We start from the raw sequence: 18499 nt of genomic DNA on the forward strand, positions 1-18499 counted from the left end.
TCGCGGCCTCGCGGGGCTCGTGCGCTCCTACAGGGTCCGAAGTCTGCTGCACGATAAGCCAGAAAAACCGTTGCTCTCACCAAACACTAATAAAGATATATCGATAGACCGTATCGATATAAGGCGTTATTAAAAACGTCGTTATGCTGCCGCCTGTTTTTTTCTGGCAGTCGCCCTTTTTTGTTGTGGGATGCAGTAATGGATTTTGGTGGTTTGGGTTTGGTGGTTGCGGGTCTTATCGTGGGTTTCATCGTCGGCATGACGGGCGTGGGCGGCGGTTCGCTGATGACGCCGATCCTGTTGTGGTTCGGGGTTAACCCGGCGACGGCCGTTGGCACTGACCTGCTGTATGCAGCCATCACCAAATCCGGCGGTGTGTGGGTTCATAAAAGAAACGACAACATCGACTGGAAAATCACTGGCTGGCTGACCATGGGCAGCGTTCCGGCGGTGCTGCTGACGCTGTGGTTTCTCAGCACCCTGCACGCCGCGCCCGATGCCATGAACGCGGTGATCAAGCAGGCCTTGGGCGTCGTTCTGTTGCTGACCGCAGCGGCGGTGTTCTTCAAGAAACGTCTGCTCGCGTTCGCCCACAACCGCGCAGGCGGCAGCTATAACCCCAGCGGCAAGAGTCTGAACGCGCTGACAGTTGTCACCGGCCTGATTCTCGGCACCATGGTTGCCCTGACCTCGATTGGCGCTGGCGCACTGGGCACCGTGGCGTTGTTCATCCTCTACCCCTTCCTTGCCACCCGCCGTCTGGTCGGCACCGAAATCGCCCACGCCGTGCCGCTGACGCTGGTGGCAGGCCTGGGTCATGCCGGGATGGGCAATATGGACTGGGGGATTCTGGGCTTCCTGCTGCTGGGTTCGTTGCCGGGAATTTATCTGGGCAGCCACCTTGCGGGCCGGGTGTCGGATGACATTCTGCGCCCGTGCCTGGCGATCATGTTGGCGTTTATTGGGTACAAGTTGGTTTTCTGATTCATGACTTCTAGGAGCTGCCGCAGGCTGCGAATGGCGGCGTGTCAGGATAAATGCTTCGCAGCCTTCGGCAGCTCCTACAGAAAATGCATTTCAATCCATTAGCTTGCATGTTGTTTGATGAGAGCGGCCGCAGGCTGCGAAAGCGATACACCTGACACACCGCCATTCGCAGCCTTCGGCAGCACCTGCAACTTCCGGCGTTTACCCGGACTCTGGCTACCAGCGATAACTCACTGAGCCGATCACACTTCGCTCATCGCCATACCGGCAGGTTGTGTTGCAGTACAGGTATTTGCGATCCGCGAGGTTTTGCGCCTTGGCAGCCACCTCCCAGTGCTTGCCGATTTCATAACTGACCAGCGCATCGACCAAGGTGTAAGCGCCGATCTTGCCTTCATAGTCTGTCGGTGTAGTGCGAGTCGTACCGATGTAACGGGCGCCTGCCGCCACGCGCATTTGCGGAATACCAAATGCCCCCAGACGATAGCTCGCCCAGACACTGGCGCTGTGATACGGAACGCCTTCAATACGCTTGCCGACGTTACTCGCGGCGCTGTCTTCGATCACATGCGAGTCGGTATAAGCGTAGCCTGCTGTCAGCGTCAGGTTGTCAGTGGCCTCTGTCTTGGCTTCCAGCTCCAGCCCCTTTGAGCGGGTTTTACCGTACTGGACGTAGGTCGCGCTGGCAGCGTCGTAGCTGAGGGCGTTGTCCTGAGTAAGCTGATACACCGCCGCACTGAGCATCGTATCGGTGCCGGGCGGCTGATAGCGCAGACCCAACTCGTATTGCTCACCTTCAAGCGGCGCAAACGCGTTACCAAAAGCCGGGTTGCTGACACTCGCAGGCTGGAAGGACTGGCTGTAGCTCACATAAGGCGCCAGGCCGTTTTCGGCAAGATAGACCAGGCCGATACGGCCGGTCGCCTTTTTATCATTGCGCGTTTGACGGCTGTCATCGGCATGGCTTGTGGTTCTGCTCTCAGCCCAGTCCTGTCGCCCGCCCAGTAACAGCACCCACTTTTCGTCAAAGGTAATCTGGTCTTGCAGGTAAACGCCTGACTGGGCGCTGTGCAGATCTGATCCACTGTCTGCGGCAGTATTGGCCCCGACACCGGTATAAACCGGGTTGGCCAGATTCAATGGTGGCGCGAACTGCGCCAGCGTGCCGCTGATGTAACGATGCGAATCGTAGGTCTTGTGGTAGTAATCAACGCCAGCGAGCAGCGTGTGTTTCCAGTTGCCGCTCTCGAAGGTGTACTGAACATTATTGTCCGTCGTCCATCCGGTCGAACGTTCGTCTCGCTCGCTGTAACGTCGAAGCAGATTAGAGCCGACGATGGAGAACGGAATCAGATAATTCCAGTCGGTGTTCGCCTGAAAGTAACGCAGGCTGTGATTGACCTTCAGGTTCTCATTGAAGTCGTGGCTGAACAGGTAACCCAGGGTGTCCATACGGTTGTTGAAATGGTCGTAGCCTGGCTCACCGGTGAATTGATCACGGCCAATCTTGTACCCAGGCGTTGAGCTGTAAGTCGTCATCCGATAGCTGGTGGGCGGGGCGAAACCGGTATAGGTTTCCTGATGGCTGGCCAGCACGGTCAGAGAAGTGTCGTCATCGGGACGCCAGGTGATGGCTGGAGCAATGTAACGCCGATCATCATCAACGTGGTCGACCTGGGTATCACTGTCACGCCACAAGCCGGTCAGGCGATAACTGAACTGCCCCTGATCGTCCAGCGGCCCACCGAGATCGAAGGTGTACTGACGCCGATCATGGTTGCCGAACTCAACGCCTATTTCATGCAAGGGTGTATCCGTGGGGCGCTTGCTAACGGTATTGATCATGCCACCCGGCGACAGCTGACCGTAAAGCACTGACGAGGCGCCTTTGAGCACTTCCACGCGCTCAAGGCCGTAGGCCTCGACGCTACCGTCGTAAGGGTTGGACTGTAACTTCATACCGTCGCGAAGAATGCCGCCAGTACCCGCGCCGACGTTGAAACCGCGCAGCGTGTAATCATCGGCAGTGCGACTGAAGCCGCTCGGCTGACTGGTAAAACCGGGGGTGTATTTGAGCGCGTCAGAGAGATTGTCGCTTTTGCGCTGATCCATTTCGGCCCGTGTTACCACCGATACTGATTGTGGGGTTTCCAGCAGCGATGCGTCGGTCTTGGTCCCCACACTGCTACGTTGCGCAACGTAGCCCGCTTGCTCACCGTTGCTGCCACCTGCCGCTGTAGCCGCATTGATACTGATCGCCTCGAGCGTCATACCCTGACTCGGCGCAGGCTGCACGCTCAACGCACCACTGGCGGTAATCTGCAGATGCAGACCGCTACCCTGCAACGCCCGCTCGACCGCAGCCGCAGCACTCATCCGACCGTTCACAGGCCTGGAAACAAGCTGGGCAACATCTGTTGGTATGAACAGAATCTGCCGCGAGCTCTGCTGGCCGATCTGAATCAGCGCACCGGTCAATGGCCCGGCAGGCACAGAGAAGTCATACAGAGTTTCAGCAGCCTGAACGCTCACCGAAACGGCGACTGACAGGCTCATGAGAAGCGGAGTAAAAAATGATGGACGCATGAACAATGCTCAACCTCGCTGGCAAAACGGAGCGCACAATCTGGCGCCTTTACCTGTTCTGTAGAGTGAGGTGGCGATTTGTTAAGGGCTCTTGTGATTTTATTTTCAGCGGTGAATTCAGGCCCGATCAATCCGGGTCCATACCCCCCAGTAGCGGTCGATGCGCAGCGGCAGAATGTCTTTCAAGGCTGCCAGTGCCTGATCGCTGTTATCCAGACTGAAGACACCAGAGATACGCAGAGACGCCGCGGCATCGGAAACCTGCAGCACCCCGCGCTGATAGGGACGCAACGAGTCGATCACCTGCCCGAGCGATTGATCACTGACCTCCAGTAAACCGCGCACCCATGCACCCGGGTCGGTTTGACTGACCGGCAATGCGTGCACGCCCAGCGCATCCAGCCGCGCGCCCTGCCCGGTAGTCAGCGCTAGCGTCTGACGCTGCGACCGGAGCTGTGCGGTTCCGGCTTTCAACCAGAACTGCGCGTGGTCTTGATACTGGCTCAGCAAACACTGACCAGAGACCAACTGCGCGCTGCCGTCATTGCATACCAACAGGAAGGGGCGATCCTGGGATTCGATATGCGCCATGAGGCTGCCACGCAACAAGCGCACGGTGCGCATGCTCGCGGTGAAATTCACGTCGATAGCGCTTTCTGCGTTCAAGGTCAGGCTTGAGCCATCAGCCAGAACAAACGTCTGGCGCTGAGCGTTGGCAGTGGTGATATCTGCGGTCAGCCTGTCCAGCGGCATGCCGGGCCAGGTGACCAGCCGGGCGGCCAGCGCGCAGCCGCCAACAGCCAATGCACCGCGCAGCAAATGGCGACGACTGGTCCCGGCACTCAAGACCTGACGGGCGCGGCTGCCGGATAAATTCGAAAAGGTCTGATCGAGCCGTGAGCGCAAAACATTCCATGCCGCTGCATGAGATTGATCGGCTGCAAGCCAGCGTTCAAACGCACGATGCTCCCCCTCAGTGAATTGTCCTGAGGCCTTGCGGGCGTGCCATTCGATGGCCTGTTCGAGGGCCGCGGGTAGCTCGTTCATCGCTCAACCGCACAAATGGCTTTGAGACCTTGCACAACGTATTGATGCACCCGCGGCGCGGAAACGTTCAGTTCAGCACCGATCCGGGCATAGGTCCAACCGTCCAGTTGGCTGTAAAGAAAGGCAGCCCTGGCTTTGGAAGAAAGGCTGTGAAGCAGTTGGTCAACCTCCAGCAAGGCTTCCATCACCAGATAACGTGCTTCGGGAGAAGGCTCGAACAGTTCAGGCTCGGCCGCCAACGACTCGAGATAAGCACGCTCCAGATCACGCCGACGCCAACTGGCGAATATCAACCTTTTGGCAATGGTCGTCAGCAGCGCTCTAGGCTCACGGATTGCTTGCGTGTCGGGCAATGCCAGCACGTGGACAAAAGTTTCGGCGGCCATGTCCGCTGCGTCATGGCGACAGCCGATTCGCGCGCGCAGGCGATCAACCAGCCAGCCGTGATGCTCGCCAAACAGATGAACAAGCGCGTCATTACGACGTTGCAGAGCGTAGGACATCTCGATTGCCAATGAAAATCATTAACAAATGATGCAGGCTTGTAAATCCATTGGCAATACGTTTGAAGCTTCGAATAAAGATGGTCGTTTGCCCCTGCCAGTTTCTCTGCAATGCTGTCTTTAACGCTCATGCCTACCGGTACCGCAGATGACTGACCCATTCGCCCCTTACCAGGACCTCGCCACCTTTTTACTGCCGCACACCGTGGCCGAAAAAGTCGATGGGTCTCACGACACTTCGCACTTACTGAGGGTGTGGAATAACGTTTGCGCGATTCGCGATGAAGAAGGCGGCGACCCTGAGATTCTGATCGCGGCGACTTTGCTGCATGACTGCGTGTCAGTGGAGAAGAACTCGCCGTTCAGGTCCAGCGCTTCGCGGCTGGCGGCGGCCAAGGCCAGGGATCTGCTGACTGAGATGGGCTGGGGTGAGGAACGCATCGATGCAGTCGCCCATGCGGTAGAGGCGCACAGCTTCTCGGCGGCGATCACACCTGAAACACTCGAAGCAAAAATCCTTCAGGACGCTGACCGTCTCGACGCATTGGGGATGATTGGCGTGGCGCGGATGTTTTACGTTTCAGGGCGAATGGGCGGTGAGTTGTACGATCCGCAAGACCCGCACGCGTCTAACCGCGACTACGACGATAAGCGTTTTGCTGTGGATCACTTCCACACCAAGCTCTTCCATCTGGCCGATGGCTTTCAGACCATCACAGGTACTCGGCTGGCACAGGTCAGGCATGAACGCATGAAACGCTTTCTGAACGAGCTGATGCAGGAAGTGGACACGCCGCGACAGCTCAGGCCAAACGACTCATCGGAAATTTGACGCCAACATTGGCGATGTCACAAAGACATCACAGAACTGCCCTATAACCCAGTCTCCGATGTTTCTATCGATTGGGTTTACCTCTCTGTGAAAAAATTATTGCCTGGCATTTTGCGTCGACGTTCCGGGACTTCAGTCCTGCGGCGCTTGAAGATCACTCAGCGTCTGGTGCTGTGTTTCAGCATCACCTCGTTGCTCACCGTGGCACTAGGGGCGTTCTGCCTGCTCCAGATGCAAGAGATCCGCAAGCAAGGCGAAGCAGTGGAAAGTGGCTCACTGCCCAGCATCGCCATGGCCGATGCGCTGGCGATCACACTGGTCAAAATGCGCAGCGAGAGCATCCGCCTGATTGCCAATGCGGACAACCCCGGCGCGGTCGTCACCAGCAAAATCAACGTCGAAACCCTCAAGAATGACGCAGAAAAAGGCTTCGCCGATTATCTGGCCCACGTTAAAGACAGCACCGAACGAGACTCCCTCGTTGCCTTGCAGGATGCTTACAAAGCGTTCATCCCCGGCCTTTATGACGAGATCGCGCTGATCGAGCAGCGCAAGATTGAAGACGCCCGCATGCTGGCCAATACCATGCTGTCCTTGCAGGGCGACCTGATGGACATGCAAGTGCAGCTACTTCGCGAACTCAACAAGCAAAGCGCAGCGACGGCGGTCGACAAAGCCAGTGCCAGTTATGCCCAGACACGCATCATCGCCCTGAGCGCAATTGGTCTTGTGCTGGCCCTGACCTTGCTGCTGGCCTGGCGCTTGAGCGTCAGTATCATTCGCCCGGTCCGTCAGGCTTTAACGATCGCCAGCACCATTGCTGATGGCGACCTGAGCCCGCAGACGATTCCCGATGGCAAAGACGAAACCGCTCAGCTGTTGACCATGCTCGGCCGGATGCGCGGCAATCTGCACACCACCATCGAACAAATCTACGCAGCCGCCAACCAGCTTTCGCAGTCGGTACAGGAGATGAGCAGCATCGCTGAATCCGGCGCGGAAAACCTGAAGCTACAGAACAGCGAAATAGAGCAAGCGGCTGTGGCGGTCAATCAAATGAGCCAGGCGGCCATGGAAGTCGCCAGCAATGCCAGCAACACGGCGACCGAGTCTCTTGCATCGAACGCAGCAGCGGCCAACGGTAAAGCGCGCCTCGCCGACACCATCGGCTCGATCAAGGAACTGACCGGCAATGTGCTGGACACTTCACATCAGGCCGAAGGCCTTGCTGAACGCACACTGAGCATCAGCAAGATCCTCGACGTGATTCGCGCTATCGCTAATCAGACCAACCTGCTGGCACTCAACGCTGCCATTGAAGCCGCCCGTGCGGGTGAGGCCGGACGCGGGTTTGCCGTGGTAGCCGATGAGGTTCGCTCCCTGGCGCAACGCACGAGTGCCTCGACCACGGAAATCGAAGGGCTGATCAACAGTGTTCAGCAAAGCACTCAAGAGACGGCTGAAGCACTGCGGCTCACCGCCAATCAAGCCAACGTGACGCTTGAGCAGGCAGCGGCGACCGGAGAAGCGCTGACCGTGATCATCAGCTCAACGTCGACCATTAACGACCGCAACCTGCTGATCGCCAGCGCAGCCGAACAACAGGCGCAAGTGGCCGGTGAAGTGGATCGCAACCTCAGCAGCATTCGCGATCTGTCGGCTCAAAGTGCATCTGGCGCGCATCAAACCACTGCTGCCAGTAATGCACTGTCAGTGCTGGCGACGGATTTGAACATCATGGTTCAGCGTTTCGTGCTTTGAACAAATCAATACAGCACGCTTAGAGTGGCAGGTAATAAATATTTACCGCGCCCCCATTTATTCGTAATGGCACATTGCTTCAATATTAAAGCAACCCCAAACCTCGGGGCAGATTGCCAAAAAGGATATAAGCATGCTGAAAGCCGCTGTATGGACTGCAACACTCGCCACTCTGACGTTTGGTGCCATGGCTCAGGCTGACGTCAACGTCAAGCTGGGTAGCCGGGAGCGTGTCACCCAACTCTTCGCCTTCCCCAACAACTGCAACGTCATCTGTTATCGCAACTGGACGCTGGAACAGACCGTCGAGCACTATCTGACGCAAAGCGTGCAGCGTGATGGCTACACCGGCAAAGTCACCGTCACTAATGACAACGATGTGATCTACGCGCAGATCAGCGGTGTGCCGGACGGTTATGACAAACCTTTGACCCAACTGCTGGACGCGGGTGACCTGGCTTACAGCGGCGCGCAAAAACTCCTCGCCTCCGGGCCTGACAAGTGGCAGTACAACTGGTACTTGTTCCTGCCGCTGGGCATGGCGCTGGAGAACCGCAAAAGCGTTGAACTGCTGCACTTTCCGCCAGACTATTCGCTGACCCAGGCTCAGGATTATCTGAAGTCCAACACCACCGACCGCTGGGCACAGCTGCTGACCTACAACGGCATCCCGACCGCGCAGACGCCGGGTTATCAGACCATCATCGATATCGCGCCCATTGCCGCGCCAGCCTCGGCGGGCAGTTCACTGGAAGGTGTTTACAGTTACTTCCAGGATTATCAGACCACGATGGTAAAGCAACTGAGCCAGAACGCTGCGGGTGCGTCGCTGCCGATGGTTGCGTTTGGGGCGCCGGTGCGTAACTGGATCAAGCAACAATACTCAGCCAGCGTGCCGGTGCTGGGCCTGGCAACGATTAGCCCGAACCCTGGGCAGAATGTGCCGGTGCTGGGATCGAACCATCCGAGCTATATCTGGTACGCCGCCGACAAGTCCAACTATGGCGGCGATGAAGCCAAGGCAGATGCCGCCGGGCTGGCGGTCATGGGGCAGGATCTGAGTGCGGCCTGCTGGCAGGCGGGTATGGGGCAAAAACCAGGCGCGGACCCGAAAGCTACCTTGAGCAGCTGTACGCAGAACTGGCAGGTGACCAACAAGGCCAAAACCTGTGTGTTGTTTTACACCGACGTGCGCAAGTTGAACCAGGCGCAAGCTGAAGCCAAGTGTGCGACTGGCGATGTATCTCGCTCGTTGAAACAGTTGCAGAAGCCACTGACGGTGCCGGCGGCTCATCCGTATATGTAACGCCCACAGGAATCACGACGTGGGACCGGCTTTAGCCGGGAAAGCTGCCTGTCAGACGCCACACATTCAGCGTCTGTCCGGGCCTCTTCCCGGCTAAAGCCGGTCCCACAACTGCTTACTCCCCCAACGGGCGCAAACGATACTGCGGCGGCAGTTGCTCAAAGCCGCTGATGGTCGCGTTCAGGCTTTTCCAGCGGCCGTCCTTGATGCCGTAGATGCAACCGTGGATCGAGAGGCTCTGCCCGCGATGCCAGGCGTTTTGCACAATGCTGGTATGACCGACGTTGGCCACTTGCTGGATGACGTTGAGCTCGCACATACGGTCAACGCGCTCTTCCTCGGTGGGCAGCTTTGCCAGGGTGTCGCGGTGCTCATAGTAAAGATCGCGAATGGTGCGCAGCCAGCCATCGATCAGACCCAACTGGCGATCCTGCATCGAAGCCCGGACACCGCCACAGCCATAGTGGCCGGTGACCAAGATGTGTTTGACCTTCAGCACGTCGACGGCGTACTGAATCACTGACAAGCAGTTGAGGTCGGTGTGCAGCACCACGTTCGCTACGTTGCGATGCACAAACAGATCGCCCGGCAGCATGCCGACGATCTCGTTCGCGGGTACGCGGGCGTCCGAGCAACCTATCCACAGGAATTCCGGGGTCTGCTGGCGTGCCAGCTTGGCAAAAAACTCAGGATCTTCCTTGGTGATCGCGTCTGCCCAACGTTCGTTGTTGTCGATCAGGTCTTGTAGCTCGTTCATGTGTCATGCCTCGAAGATGTGCCAGCTTATGACAGGGGCTCGACGGTCCGGGTCACTACTCATTTTCGCCTCCACTCGTGCAAGCAAAAGGAATCTTCAGGATAGGTGCCGGTCCACCCTTCACGCCCCTGAATAATGAGGATTCGCCATGAATGATTCCCGCCGTCCTTACGGTGCAACCCAACCTGAACCGATTGACGATAACGAAGACCGTATGGGCTCCATGCGTGAGCTGGACTTCGACGACAAAGGCGACGATGCACGCATCGGCGACTTGATCCCTGAAGATGAGCTCGCCCACGAGATTCCAGAGCAGCGTGTACGCGAAGCAGGTTTAACCGGCGCGTCGACTCCGGATCATCATCCGACTGACGACGATCTGGATCCCGAGATTCTCATCCGCGAAGACGGTGCCCGCTCGGCCGAAGAAGAAGGTGAAGACAACCCTGCCGACTTCGATCTGACCGTAGTCGATGAAGATGACATTGGTGGTGGCGATGGTCTGGATGAAGCCGAGCTGGGCCGACTGGATCCGCTGGATGGCAAGCCTGAGAAGATTTGATCTTTTGTAAGGGCCAACTTGTTGGCGAGGCGGTGTGTCAGGAGACATCTCTCGCGAACAAGTTCGCTCCTACCGGGGTTAGGTGAACTTACTCAAACAACGTACACGCCATGACCAGCGCATCTTCGCGGCCGCCCGCAACCGGGTAGTAGTCCCGGCGGCGGCCGATTTCGTTGAAGCCGAAGCGCTCATAAAGGCGATACGCAGCGCGGTTGCTGTCGCGCAGTTCGAGGAAGCATTCCCTGGCATTCAACTGGTAGGCACGCGACATCAAGTGTTCAAGCAGACGCAAACCCAGACCACGGCCCTGGCTCTCCGGTTTAACGGTGATGTTGAGCAAATGCGCTTCGTCGATGATGACCTGAACCACGCCATGACCGACTTGCTGGGAGCCTTCGAACATCAGCCAGATTTCGTAGGACTTGAGGCCATCCAGAAAAATGCCGCGAGTCCAGGGATGGGTGAACGCTGCGTATTCAATCTTCAGTACAGCGTCCAGATCCGCCTCAGTCATCGGGCGGAAGGTTATTGCGTCACTCATCGATCGGTTTCCAGCGCGCCATCAGCCGACGCATGGCTTTCCAGACATCGGCCTTGCGTTGCGGCTCGTCCATCAGTAATTCAAGACCCGGCAACGCCCAGGCAGAACCCAGGCCTTCAACCTCGAGTTCACTGTTATAAGCCTCGGCATTGGCCTCACCAGCGAAGCGCACCGATGGCAGACCTACCAGCCAAAGGCAGGCACAAGGTAACTCTTCCAGACGAGCCGAAACAAAGCCCTGAACAAAATCACGAGCCGCTTCAGGGCCTTGATCAATCTGGCCGCGGCTCAGCAAAGGCCAGCGCACTGGTTCACCGATAATCTGCGGACTGTCCGGCAAACCGGCAGCGCGCAGCATGTCTTTTAGCAGCAAATAAGCCGGATCACGACTCTGAAACGCCTGACCTGTGGGTAACTCCACCAGCACCATGCAACGACCGGCGCGCAGCAATTGCAGTGAGAAACGCGGCGGCGGCACAACGGCAGCCTTGACCGGCGCGGGAGTGGCCTCATCTTCGGCGACCGCAGGCTTGCGGGTATTGGTGGCCGCAGGTCTCGGCACCTCGATCTTGGGCCGTACTACAGGCGCAGGACTCACCGCAGCGGCACTCGCCACTTGATTGACCGCAGCCTCTGGCACCGCGATATCCGCCACCGGTTCAACCTGTGGCGCAAGCGGAGCAAGCAGCTCCGGACGTGACGGAGCCGCAAAAGGCAGTTCGGTGCGCGGCAGCCAATTGACCACCTGCATGGCGGTCAAATAAGCGCGGCGGCGGGACTCGTTGAGCAAAGGTCAGCCACCTGTGGATAAGTTAGGACGGCGATTCTACAACTCTTCGCACTTTCCCGCCGCAGTTGATCGTCAGGAGGTGAAATCCGAAGCCCCGGATGCAGTACAATCGCCGCTTTTATTTGCCAACAGTCGGCCTTCCAATGATCGAACCTAAGCGCGTCTTGCGCGCCCTTGCCGAACACTGGGCGCTTCTTGAGCCGCTGTGCGAACACTTCGACCAGGGCACTCTGAGCCTGAGCGAACTGCGCTTGCAGCTGGCCGCACAGCAACTGGACAGCACCCCACAGGACATCACCAACCTGCTGGATGTGTGGATTCGCCTGGATATTCTGGTGCCAGTGGCGAAAAGCCCTAACCGTTTTGAACTCAACGCGCAGATTCACGACTTCCTGTCGTACTTGCGCCGCGAGCACCGTCTGGGCCTGTGCCTGGAAATCGAAGCCTATTTGCGCCATCTGGAGCGTCTGGCAGGTTATATCCAGGACGCCTTTGATATCCGCGACGCCAATGACCTCGCCCGGCAACTGCGCTTGCTGGACATGCGTGTGCGCGACGTCCTGAAAAAACTCGCCAATGACGAGCAGGCGTTGGTGGGGGTTGCCGATCGCGCCAAGACCAGTGATCGACAGATTCCGCTGCGCCAGCGTTACGCCGAAGTGCTGGCGACCTGGGACGAATACGTCGAGCCAATGATTCAGTTGGTGAACGCTGACGGCGCTTTCGAACAAGGCGTGCGCAAGGTCGAGAACGTGCTGTTGCGCTTGCTGACTGAACAGCAACGCCTGGGCCAACTGGTCGACGATGACATGCTGCTGCGCACCCATGCGCGCATCCTTGAAATGCAGACCAGCGCTCAGTTGACGTTGCGTCATGCCCGCGAACTGTTGCTGCCGCTGCGCGAAGAAGCCCGCCGCCACAACGCAGTGACGCGTGGCGCGGCGCTGGCCTTGTCGGCGATACGTCGCAAGGGCATTGATGCTGTGCCGCAAGCGGCCATGCCGATGTTCACCCGTCCGCAAAGTACGTTCCTGGGCAGTGCAAACCAGGTCGAGGCGTACGTTTACGCGCTGGCTCGGTTCGAGCCGAAACCGGCGAAGTTTCCCAAGGCGGGCGGCGGCAAGCGCAAAGGTGATTCACCGCATGCGCCACGTACCGTCAAGGAAATGCTGGAGCGTTGCGAAGATGCGCTGCCGATGCCGGACCTGATGGTCTGGCTACTTGAGCAGGAGCCGAACGGCGCCACCGACGAATTGCTCTACTGGTTCTCGCGCCTGTCCCGCGAGAAACGCTTTACCCGCGAACGCCTCGAGCGTCGTGACTACTTCACCCAGGAGCATCAGGTCAGCCTGCGCTCCTTCGCCCTGCTCTCCAGCAGTGATGAGCAAACGGGGAACCCAGCCAATGCATCTTGATCTTTCCGAAATGTCCCAGCTCGCGCCGATCTTCCGCGAGCTGTTCAAAGGTTTCCACATCAGCCGCCGCGATCCGGAGTTGTACGCGCAACTGTCCAACGCACAGGATCAATACCGGACGCTGTTCAAGGCGCTGGGGTTTGAACTGGTTTGCGATACCCGCGGTTTCTATTACTTCGTGCCGGATCAGGCCGCTGCGCAGGTCAACAAGACCGCGCAACGTCTGGCGCTGTTCACGTTCATTCTGGTTGAGCACCTTGCCGACCAGGGTCGTGACCCGGTAGCCGTGCTGGACGGCGGCAGCCTGGGGCGTGATGAACTGCCGTCGATGCTGGAGAAGTATCGCGACCTGTTCTTGCAAGCCGAAGTGCAGACCCAGGACGAGCTGGAAGAGAAAATCATGCGCCGCATGACCCAGTTGGGTTTCGCCGCCGAGGAAACCGGTATCTACCGCTTCCTGCCGCCAATGCATCGCTTCCTCGACGTGTGCCTCTCGGTACAACAGGACCGCGATCTGGCCGCCAGCCTGCACAGTGTGCTGCCGTTGCCAGTGCCGGTGCTGATCGACGAAGACAGCGATGAAAAGCTGCTGCAAACCGATGACCCACTGGACCTCGCCGAATTCGAAGACGTGGAAGAGACCGAAGAGCAGGCCCTGGCCCGCGCTATCGCTGACGAGCAACAGGAGATGGATGCATGAGCCAGGAACGCTACGGCATCCGCCGCTTTGCCCTGCTGAATACCGCCGGTTACAGCCTTGGGCTGTTCCCGCTGGAACACCCGCTGTCGGTGTACGGTGCCAACAACCTCGGCAAAAGCGCCTCGATCAACGCACTGCAATTCCCGATTCTGGCGCGCATGTCGGACATGAGCTTCGGCAAGTACAGCCTGGAGCAGTCGCGCAAGTTCTACTTTGCGTCCGACACCAGTTACATTCTGGTGGAAGTTGCCCTGCCTCATGGCCCGCATGTTATCGGCGTGGTCGGACGCGGCCCGGGTGGCGGTTTCGGTCACCAGTTCTTTGCCTATGCGGGCAAACTGGATCTGGGCCATTACCAGAAGAACGATACGTGCCTGCGCCAGAAAGAGCTGTTCAGCAATCTGGAAAGCCAGGGGCTGAAAGCTTACGAACTCAAGCCTGACGAATTGCGTCGCTTGCTGGTGGGCGGTCATACGTCCATCCCTCTGGACTTGACGTTAATCCCGCTGCGCTCAACCAGTGAACAGAGCCTGAAAACGTTCCGGGCGCTGTTCATCAACTTGCTGCACATGCGCGAAATCACTGCTGCCAAGCTCAAGCAACTGTTCCTCGATGCGTTCGAACACAGCCTGCGTTCCGGCAGCGTCGATTACATTGCCGCGTGCGAAGAAGCCTTCCGCGACGTGCGACGCATGGAGCAGGACTACAACTCGCTGGTCAAAGCGGGCCCATTGGTCGAAGCCCTGGCGGCAGGTGTCGCTCAGCGTGATCTGTTGCGCGGCAAGCTGCATCGCCTGTCGCCACTTCTGGATTCGTTGCTCGGCACCTGGATGGACTACTCCACCGCGCGCAAGGAAGAGCTGGTTATTCAGGCCGAGCATTACCGCAGCCAGCAGGATGAACTGCAGAACGATCAACGCGGTGGCACTCAGGAACTGATGCGTCTGGAGCGGGAAATCAGCAGCATTCAGCGCTGGATCGGCGAGCTGGCCGTCCTCAAGAACCGCTTCGCGCTGATCGACGACCCCAAGGTGCTGGAACAACAGTTGCTGGCCGCCAAGGATGCTCACGACGAACTGGCCGGTGCCTTGGCGCAATCCCGTCAGTTCAGCGCCGAGGATCTGGACGAACGTCTGCGCGATCTGGAAAAACGCCTGAAGTCAGTGAAGCAGCAACTCGATCATGCGGACAACAACAGCTATGCACGCCTGCGCGAAGAGTTCTCGCAGCCTGACGTAGAGCGCCTGATGCGCCTGTTCAACAGCGCCCTGTTCAGCTTGCCTCTGGGTGAGCAAGGCATTGCACTGGATGATGGCGACGCGTGGGTCAAATCCCTTGAGGCGATCCTTGATAGCTTTAAAGGTGACCAGTTCCAGGTGCCGGGTCTGTCGATCAACCTGACCAATATCGAACCGCCTGCCCTGCAAGCGCTGGCCGACCGTGCCGCGTTGCGCGATCAGAAAGAACGCCTCGAGAAAGAACTGAAACAGCTCAAGACTCAGCAAGCGGTCGCCTCCGACCGTGCAGCAAGCAAAACGCAAACTGAAGCCCTGTATCAACAAGTGCTGGATGCTCAGAAAGCGCTGGAAGATTTCCGTCGCTGCCAGACCTTGAGCGCTGAAGAACCCGAGAAGCACGAGCAGCTCGCACAGATGGAAGCTGCGCAGGATGAACTAAAGCGCTCCAGCGATGCGTTCACCGAGCGCGTCCAGCAACTGTCCGCCAAGCTGCAACTGGTCGCCCGTCAGATTGGCGATCTGGAATCCAAACAATGCACGCTGGATGACGCCTTGCGTCGTCGTCAGTTGCTGCCTGCTGACTTGCCGTTTGGTACGCCTTACATGGACCCGGTGGATGACTCGCTGGATAACCTGTTGCCGCTGCTCAACGATTATCAGGACAGCTGGCAAGGTTTGTTGCGCAGCGATGGTCAGATCGAAGCCTTGTATGCTCAGGTACGCCTGAAAGGTGTGGCCAAGTTCGACAGCGAAGAAGATGTCGAGCGTCGCCTGCAGTTGCTGATCAATGCCTACGCACACCGCACGGACGAAGCCCTGACCTTGGGCAAGGCCCGCCGCGCAGCCGTTACCGACATTGCGCGTACATTGCGCAACATTCGCAGCGACTACGACAGCCTTGAGCACCAGTTGGCCCTGTTCAACCGTGAGATCAACAAGCGTCAGGTTTCCAACCTGGCCAGCTTCCGCATCGTGCTCGCTCCCAACAAGGAAGCGCTCAAGCACATCGACCAGATCATCCACAGCGCAGGCCAGTACGAAGAAGGTGAAACACTGTCAGTGTTCGACCTGAGCCAGAGTGCCGAGCAGGACAACAAGAACGAAGAAGCCAAGGAGTATCTCGCTCGTCTGGTAGCGGCAAACCACAACCAGTTGGGCTTGAAAGACCTGTTCGAACTGGCTTTCGAGATCACCAAGGTCAACGGCCAGCCAGTGATCCATACCGACATCGACGGCGCGGCATCAAACGGCACCACGATGACCATCAAGGCGCTGACCAACATGTACCTGTTGCTGCACTTGATGGATCGCGATCAAGCCGGTCGCGTGCGCTTGCCTTACTACCTGGACGAAGCAGCAGACATCGACGAGAAGAACCAGGCAGCGCTACTGGAGACCAGTTTGCAACTGGGCTTCGTACCGATTCTGGCGAGTGTAAAGCCGCAAGTCTCGGCTCATGTGGCCATCGACCTGGAAGGCGGCAGTGGGCCTAACGGCATCTACATTGATGAGGCGGACTGGAAGTACATCCGTCGACGTGATGAGGTGAAGGCGACTGTTTCTGAAGTCGCAGAGGAAGCGGCTGAATAAGCTGAGTCCGCATGAACAAAAAGGCCGCATGGGAATGCGGCCTTTTTTGTGGGCGTTTTTTCGAGGTTCGGCGTTCGTTAAATCTTGAACTTGCCCACCATCTGATTCAACTCGACAGCCAGGCGCGACAACTCCTGGCTGGCTGCGTTGGTCTGGTGAGCACCGTCGGCAGACTGTAGCGACAGATCTCGGATGTTGACCAGGTTGCGATCCACTTCGCGGGACACTTGCGCCTGCTCTTCTGCCGCACTGGCGATCACCAGGTTACGGTCCGAAATTTCACCCACGCTGCGGGTGATTTCTTCAAGAGCATCACCGGCACTGCGAGCCACATCCAGAGTACTTTGAGCGCGGTTGCTGCTGTTCTGCATAGAAGCCACAGCCTTGCTGCTACCTTGCTGAATGCCGCTGACCATGACTTCAATTTCTTGCGTGGACTGCTGAGTACGATGGGCGAGCGCCCGGACTTCGTCAGCTACAACGGCAAAACCGCGTCCGGCTTCCCCAGCGCGAGCAGCTTCAATGGCGGCGTTGAGGGCCAACAGGTTAGTCTGCTCTGCGATAGCGCGGATGACGTCCAGAACCTTACCGATATCTTGAGTCTGATCAGCCAGACTGCGGATCTGCTCGGAAGTGATTTCGACATCCGTAGTCATTTGCTGGATCGCATTAACCGTTTCCTGCACTCGCTGGCGACCTTGCATGGCTGAAGTGCTGGACTGCTGCGATGCGGTAGAGGTGTTGACTGCGTTGCTGGCAACTTCCTCGACAGCTGCGGTCATCTCGTTGACGGCTGTCGCGGCTTGTTCGATTTCATTGTTTTGTTGCTGCAGGGATCGCGAACCTTCCTCCGTCACCGCATTGAGCTCTTCGGCCGCTGAAGCGACCTGAGTGGCCGAGCCGGAGATCCGCTGCAGGGTGTCGCGCAGGTTAATCTGCATGGTTTGCAGCGCTTGCTGGAGACGCGTGACTTCATCACGACCGCTCACCTGAGCTGTCGTCGTCAAATCCCCACGCGCTACGTCTTCAGCGGCACGTACCGCCTCACTGAGAGGGCGAACGATGCTGCGAGTCAGGATTATTGCCAGCAGGACGGTCAGTGCAGCAGTCAACACCAGCACTGCAATGATGATATTACGTGCGCTGGTGTATTCGCTGGCGGAGTCAGCCACGGCGGCATCTGCGCCCTTGGTGTTGAGTTCCAGCAGGCTCTCCACTAAAGGAGCCATCTGATCCGAATATTTCTTGAGTTCACCGCTGATCAGACCTGGGATCTCGGCGTCACGCTTGGCGAGAGAGGCCTGGCGCAGTTTGTCCTGAGCGATCAGGTAGTTGCTCAGCGCTTCTTTGAACTGCTGAAACTTCGTGCCTTCTTCTGCGCTGCGAACCAAAGGAGCGTATGCAGCGACAATCGTGTTGGCCTTCTTGGTCAGGACTTCAAGACGGGCTTCTGCTTTGTCGATATCCGCCTGAGTGCGATTGACCATGATGAGGTAAGACATGGTGCGGAAGCGCGAGGTGGTATCAGCCAACTCTCCCAGCAGCCGAGTGGACTTCAGCCAGCCTCCGCCAAGATCCGTCGTGTTTTTATTGAGCCCGGACATTTTATCCAGACTCATAACACCGAGGAACAAGACGAATAAGGCCATAAGGGAGAAACAGAGAGCGGCGCGAAGGGCAATTCCGAGATTACGCAGTGTCATGCGGGCTGAACTCACAGAATGAAGTTAGCAAGCTATCGGCCGCCATACGGGAATATGAAGGTGTGTGTTTCAGTATGTTTCGCCTAGAACGTAGGCGATAGACAGGCAGCGCCGGTATCGGCCTCTTCGCGAATAAATTCGCTCCTACAGGATTGCGGCAATCGCTCTTCCCCATTGAACT

Annotated in this window: 15 protein-coding genes; 8 read left to right on the forward strand and 7 right to left on the reverse strand. The window is 57.9% G+C overall.

Annotated elements, in window-relative coordinates:
* The first annotated feature begins 198 nt into the window (after window positions 1-198).
* Window positions 199-984: a sulfite exporter TauE/SafE family protein gene (locus AUC60_RS24435; protein ID WP_087273730.1), complete on the forward strand. Its 786-nt coding sequence runs from the start codon at window positions 199-201 to the stop codon at window positions 982-984.
* 219 nt (window positions 985-1203) lie between these two features.
* Here AUC60_RS24435 and AUC60_RS24440 read toward each other — a convergent pair whose 3' ends face one another.
* The 3 genes from AUC60_RS24440 to AUC60_RS24450 form a co-directional block, all read right to left on the reverse strand.
* Window positions 1204-3573 (reverse strand): TonB-dependent siderophore receptor, encoded by a 2370-nt coding sequence (locus tag AUC60_RS24440; RefSeq protein WP_087273732.1) that lies wholly within the window; start codon window positions 3571-3573, stop codon window positions 1204-1206.
* 117 nt (window positions 3574-3690) lie between these two features.
* On the reverse strand, window positions 3691-4620 hold the full coding sequence (locus AUC60_RS24445; RefSeq protein WP_087273734.1) for a DUF4880 domain-containing protein: 930 nt from the start codon (window positions 4618-4620) through the stop codon (window positions 3691-3693).
* Entirely contained in the window at window positions 4617-5123 is a 507-nt protein-coding gene (locus AUC60_RS24450; protein WP_087273750.1) for a sigma-70 family RNA polymerase sigma factor, read from the reverse strand. The genes AUC60_RS24445 and AUC60_RS24450 overlap by 4 nt, the downstream gene beginning before the upstream one ends.
* Before the next feature lie 148 nt (window positions 5124-5271).
* Between AUC60_RS24450 and AUC60_RS24455 the strand changes: the two genes are divergently transcribed.
* The 3 genes from AUC60_RS24455 (at window position 5272) to AUC60_RS24465 (ending at window position 9022) form a co-directional block, all read left to right on the forward strand.
* Window positions 5272-5955, forward strand: a complete 684-nt coding sequence (locus AUC60_RS24455) for an HD domain-containing protein (protein WP_087273736.1) — start codon at window positions 5272-5274, stop codon at window positions 5953-5955.
* Between the two features lie 87 nt (window positions 5956-6042).
* Window positions 6043-7716, forward strand: a complete 1674-nt coding sequence (locus AUC60_RS24460; protein WP_087273738.1) for a methyl-accepting chemotaxis protein — start codon at window positions 6043-6045, stop codon at window positions 7714-7716.
* Window positions 7717-7849: 133 nt separating this feature from the next.
* Complete coding sequence (locus tag AUC60_RS24465) at window positions 7850-9022, forward strand: hypothetical protein (protein WP_087273739.1); 1173 nt, start codon at window positions 7850-7852, stop codon at window positions 9020-9022.
* 115 nt (window positions 9023-9137) lie between these two features.
* Here the strand turns inward: AUC60_RS24465 and can are convergent, their stop codons facing one another.
* Entirely contained in the window at window positions 9138-9779 is a 642-nt protein-coding gene (gene can, locus AUC60_RS24470; protein WP_027900176.1) for a carbonate dehydratase, read from the reverse strand.
* A gap of 148 nt (window positions 9780-9927) precedes the next feature.
* Between can and AUC60_RS24475 the strand changes: the two genes are divergently transcribed.
* Window positions 9928-10341, forward strand: a complete 414-nt coding sequence (locus AUC60_RS24475; protein WP_087273741.1) for a serine kinase/phosphatase — start codon at window positions 9928-9930, stop codon at window positions 10339-10341.
* An 88-nt stretch (window positions 10342-10429) separates the two neighbouring features.
* Here the strand turns inward: AUC60_RS24475 and rimI are convergent, their stop codons facing one another.
* Both rimI and AUC60_RS24485 read right to left on the reverse strand, forming a co-directional pair.
* Window positions 10430-10882: a ribosomal protein S18-alanine N-acetyltransferase gene (rimI, locus tag AUC60_RS24480; protein WP_087273743.1), complete on the reverse strand. Its 453-nt coding sequence runs from the start codon at window positions 10880-10882 to the stop codon at window positions 10430-10432.
* Window positions 10875-11672: an energy transducer TonB gene (locus AUC60_RS24485; protein WP_087273744.1), complete on the reverse strand. Its 798-nt coding sequence runs from the start codon at window positions 11670-11672 to the stop codon at window positions 10875-10877. Before AUC60_RS24485 ends, rimI begins: the two co-directional genes overlap by 8 nt.
* Window positions 11673-11815: 143 nt before the next feature.
* On the opposite strand from AUC60_RS24485, the gene mksB reads away from it, so the two are divergent.
* The 3 genes from mksB to mksF are packed head-to-tail and all read left to right on the forward strand — an operon-like array spanning window position 11816 to window position 16615.
* Window positions 11816-13087: an Mks condensin complex protein MksB gene (gene mksB / locus AUC60_RS24490; RefSeq protein ID WP_087273751.1), complete on the forward strand. Its 1272-nt coding sequence runs from the start codon at window positions 11816-11818 to the stop codon at window positions 13085-13087.
* On the forward strand, window positions 13077-13787 hold the full coding sequence (mksE, locus tag AUC60_RS24495) for an Mks condensin complex protein MksE (RefSeq protein WP_027900171.1): 711 nt from the start codon (window positions 13077-13079) through the stop codon (window positions 13785-13787). Before mksB ends, mksE begins: the two co-directional genes overlap by 11 nt.
* Window positions 13784-16615, forward strand: coding sequence for an Mks condensin complex protein MksF (mksF, locus tag AUC60_RS24500; protein ID WP_087273746.1), 2832 nt, complete (start codon window positions 13784-13786; stop codon window positions 16613-16615). The genes mksE and mksF overlap by 4 nt, the downstream gene beginning before the upstream one ends.
* A 77-nt stretch (window positions 16616-16692) precedes the next feature.
* On the opposite strand, the gene AUC60_RS24505 is transcribed toward mksF, so the two are convergent.
* Window positions 16693-18318, reverse strand: coding sequence for a methyl-accepting chemotaxis protein (locus AUC60_RS24505; RefSeq protein WP_087273748.1), 1626 nt, complete (start codon window positions 18316-18318; stop codon window positions 16693-16695).
* Between the last annotated feature and the right edge of the window lie 181 nt (window positions 18319-18499).

The sequence above is a fragment of the Pseudomonas caspiana genome, from assembly GCF_002158995.1.
Taxonomy (GTDB): domain Bacteria; phylum Pseudomonadota; class Gammaproteobacteria; order Pseudomonadales; family Pseudomonadaceae; genus Aquipseudomonas; species Aquipseudomonas caspiana.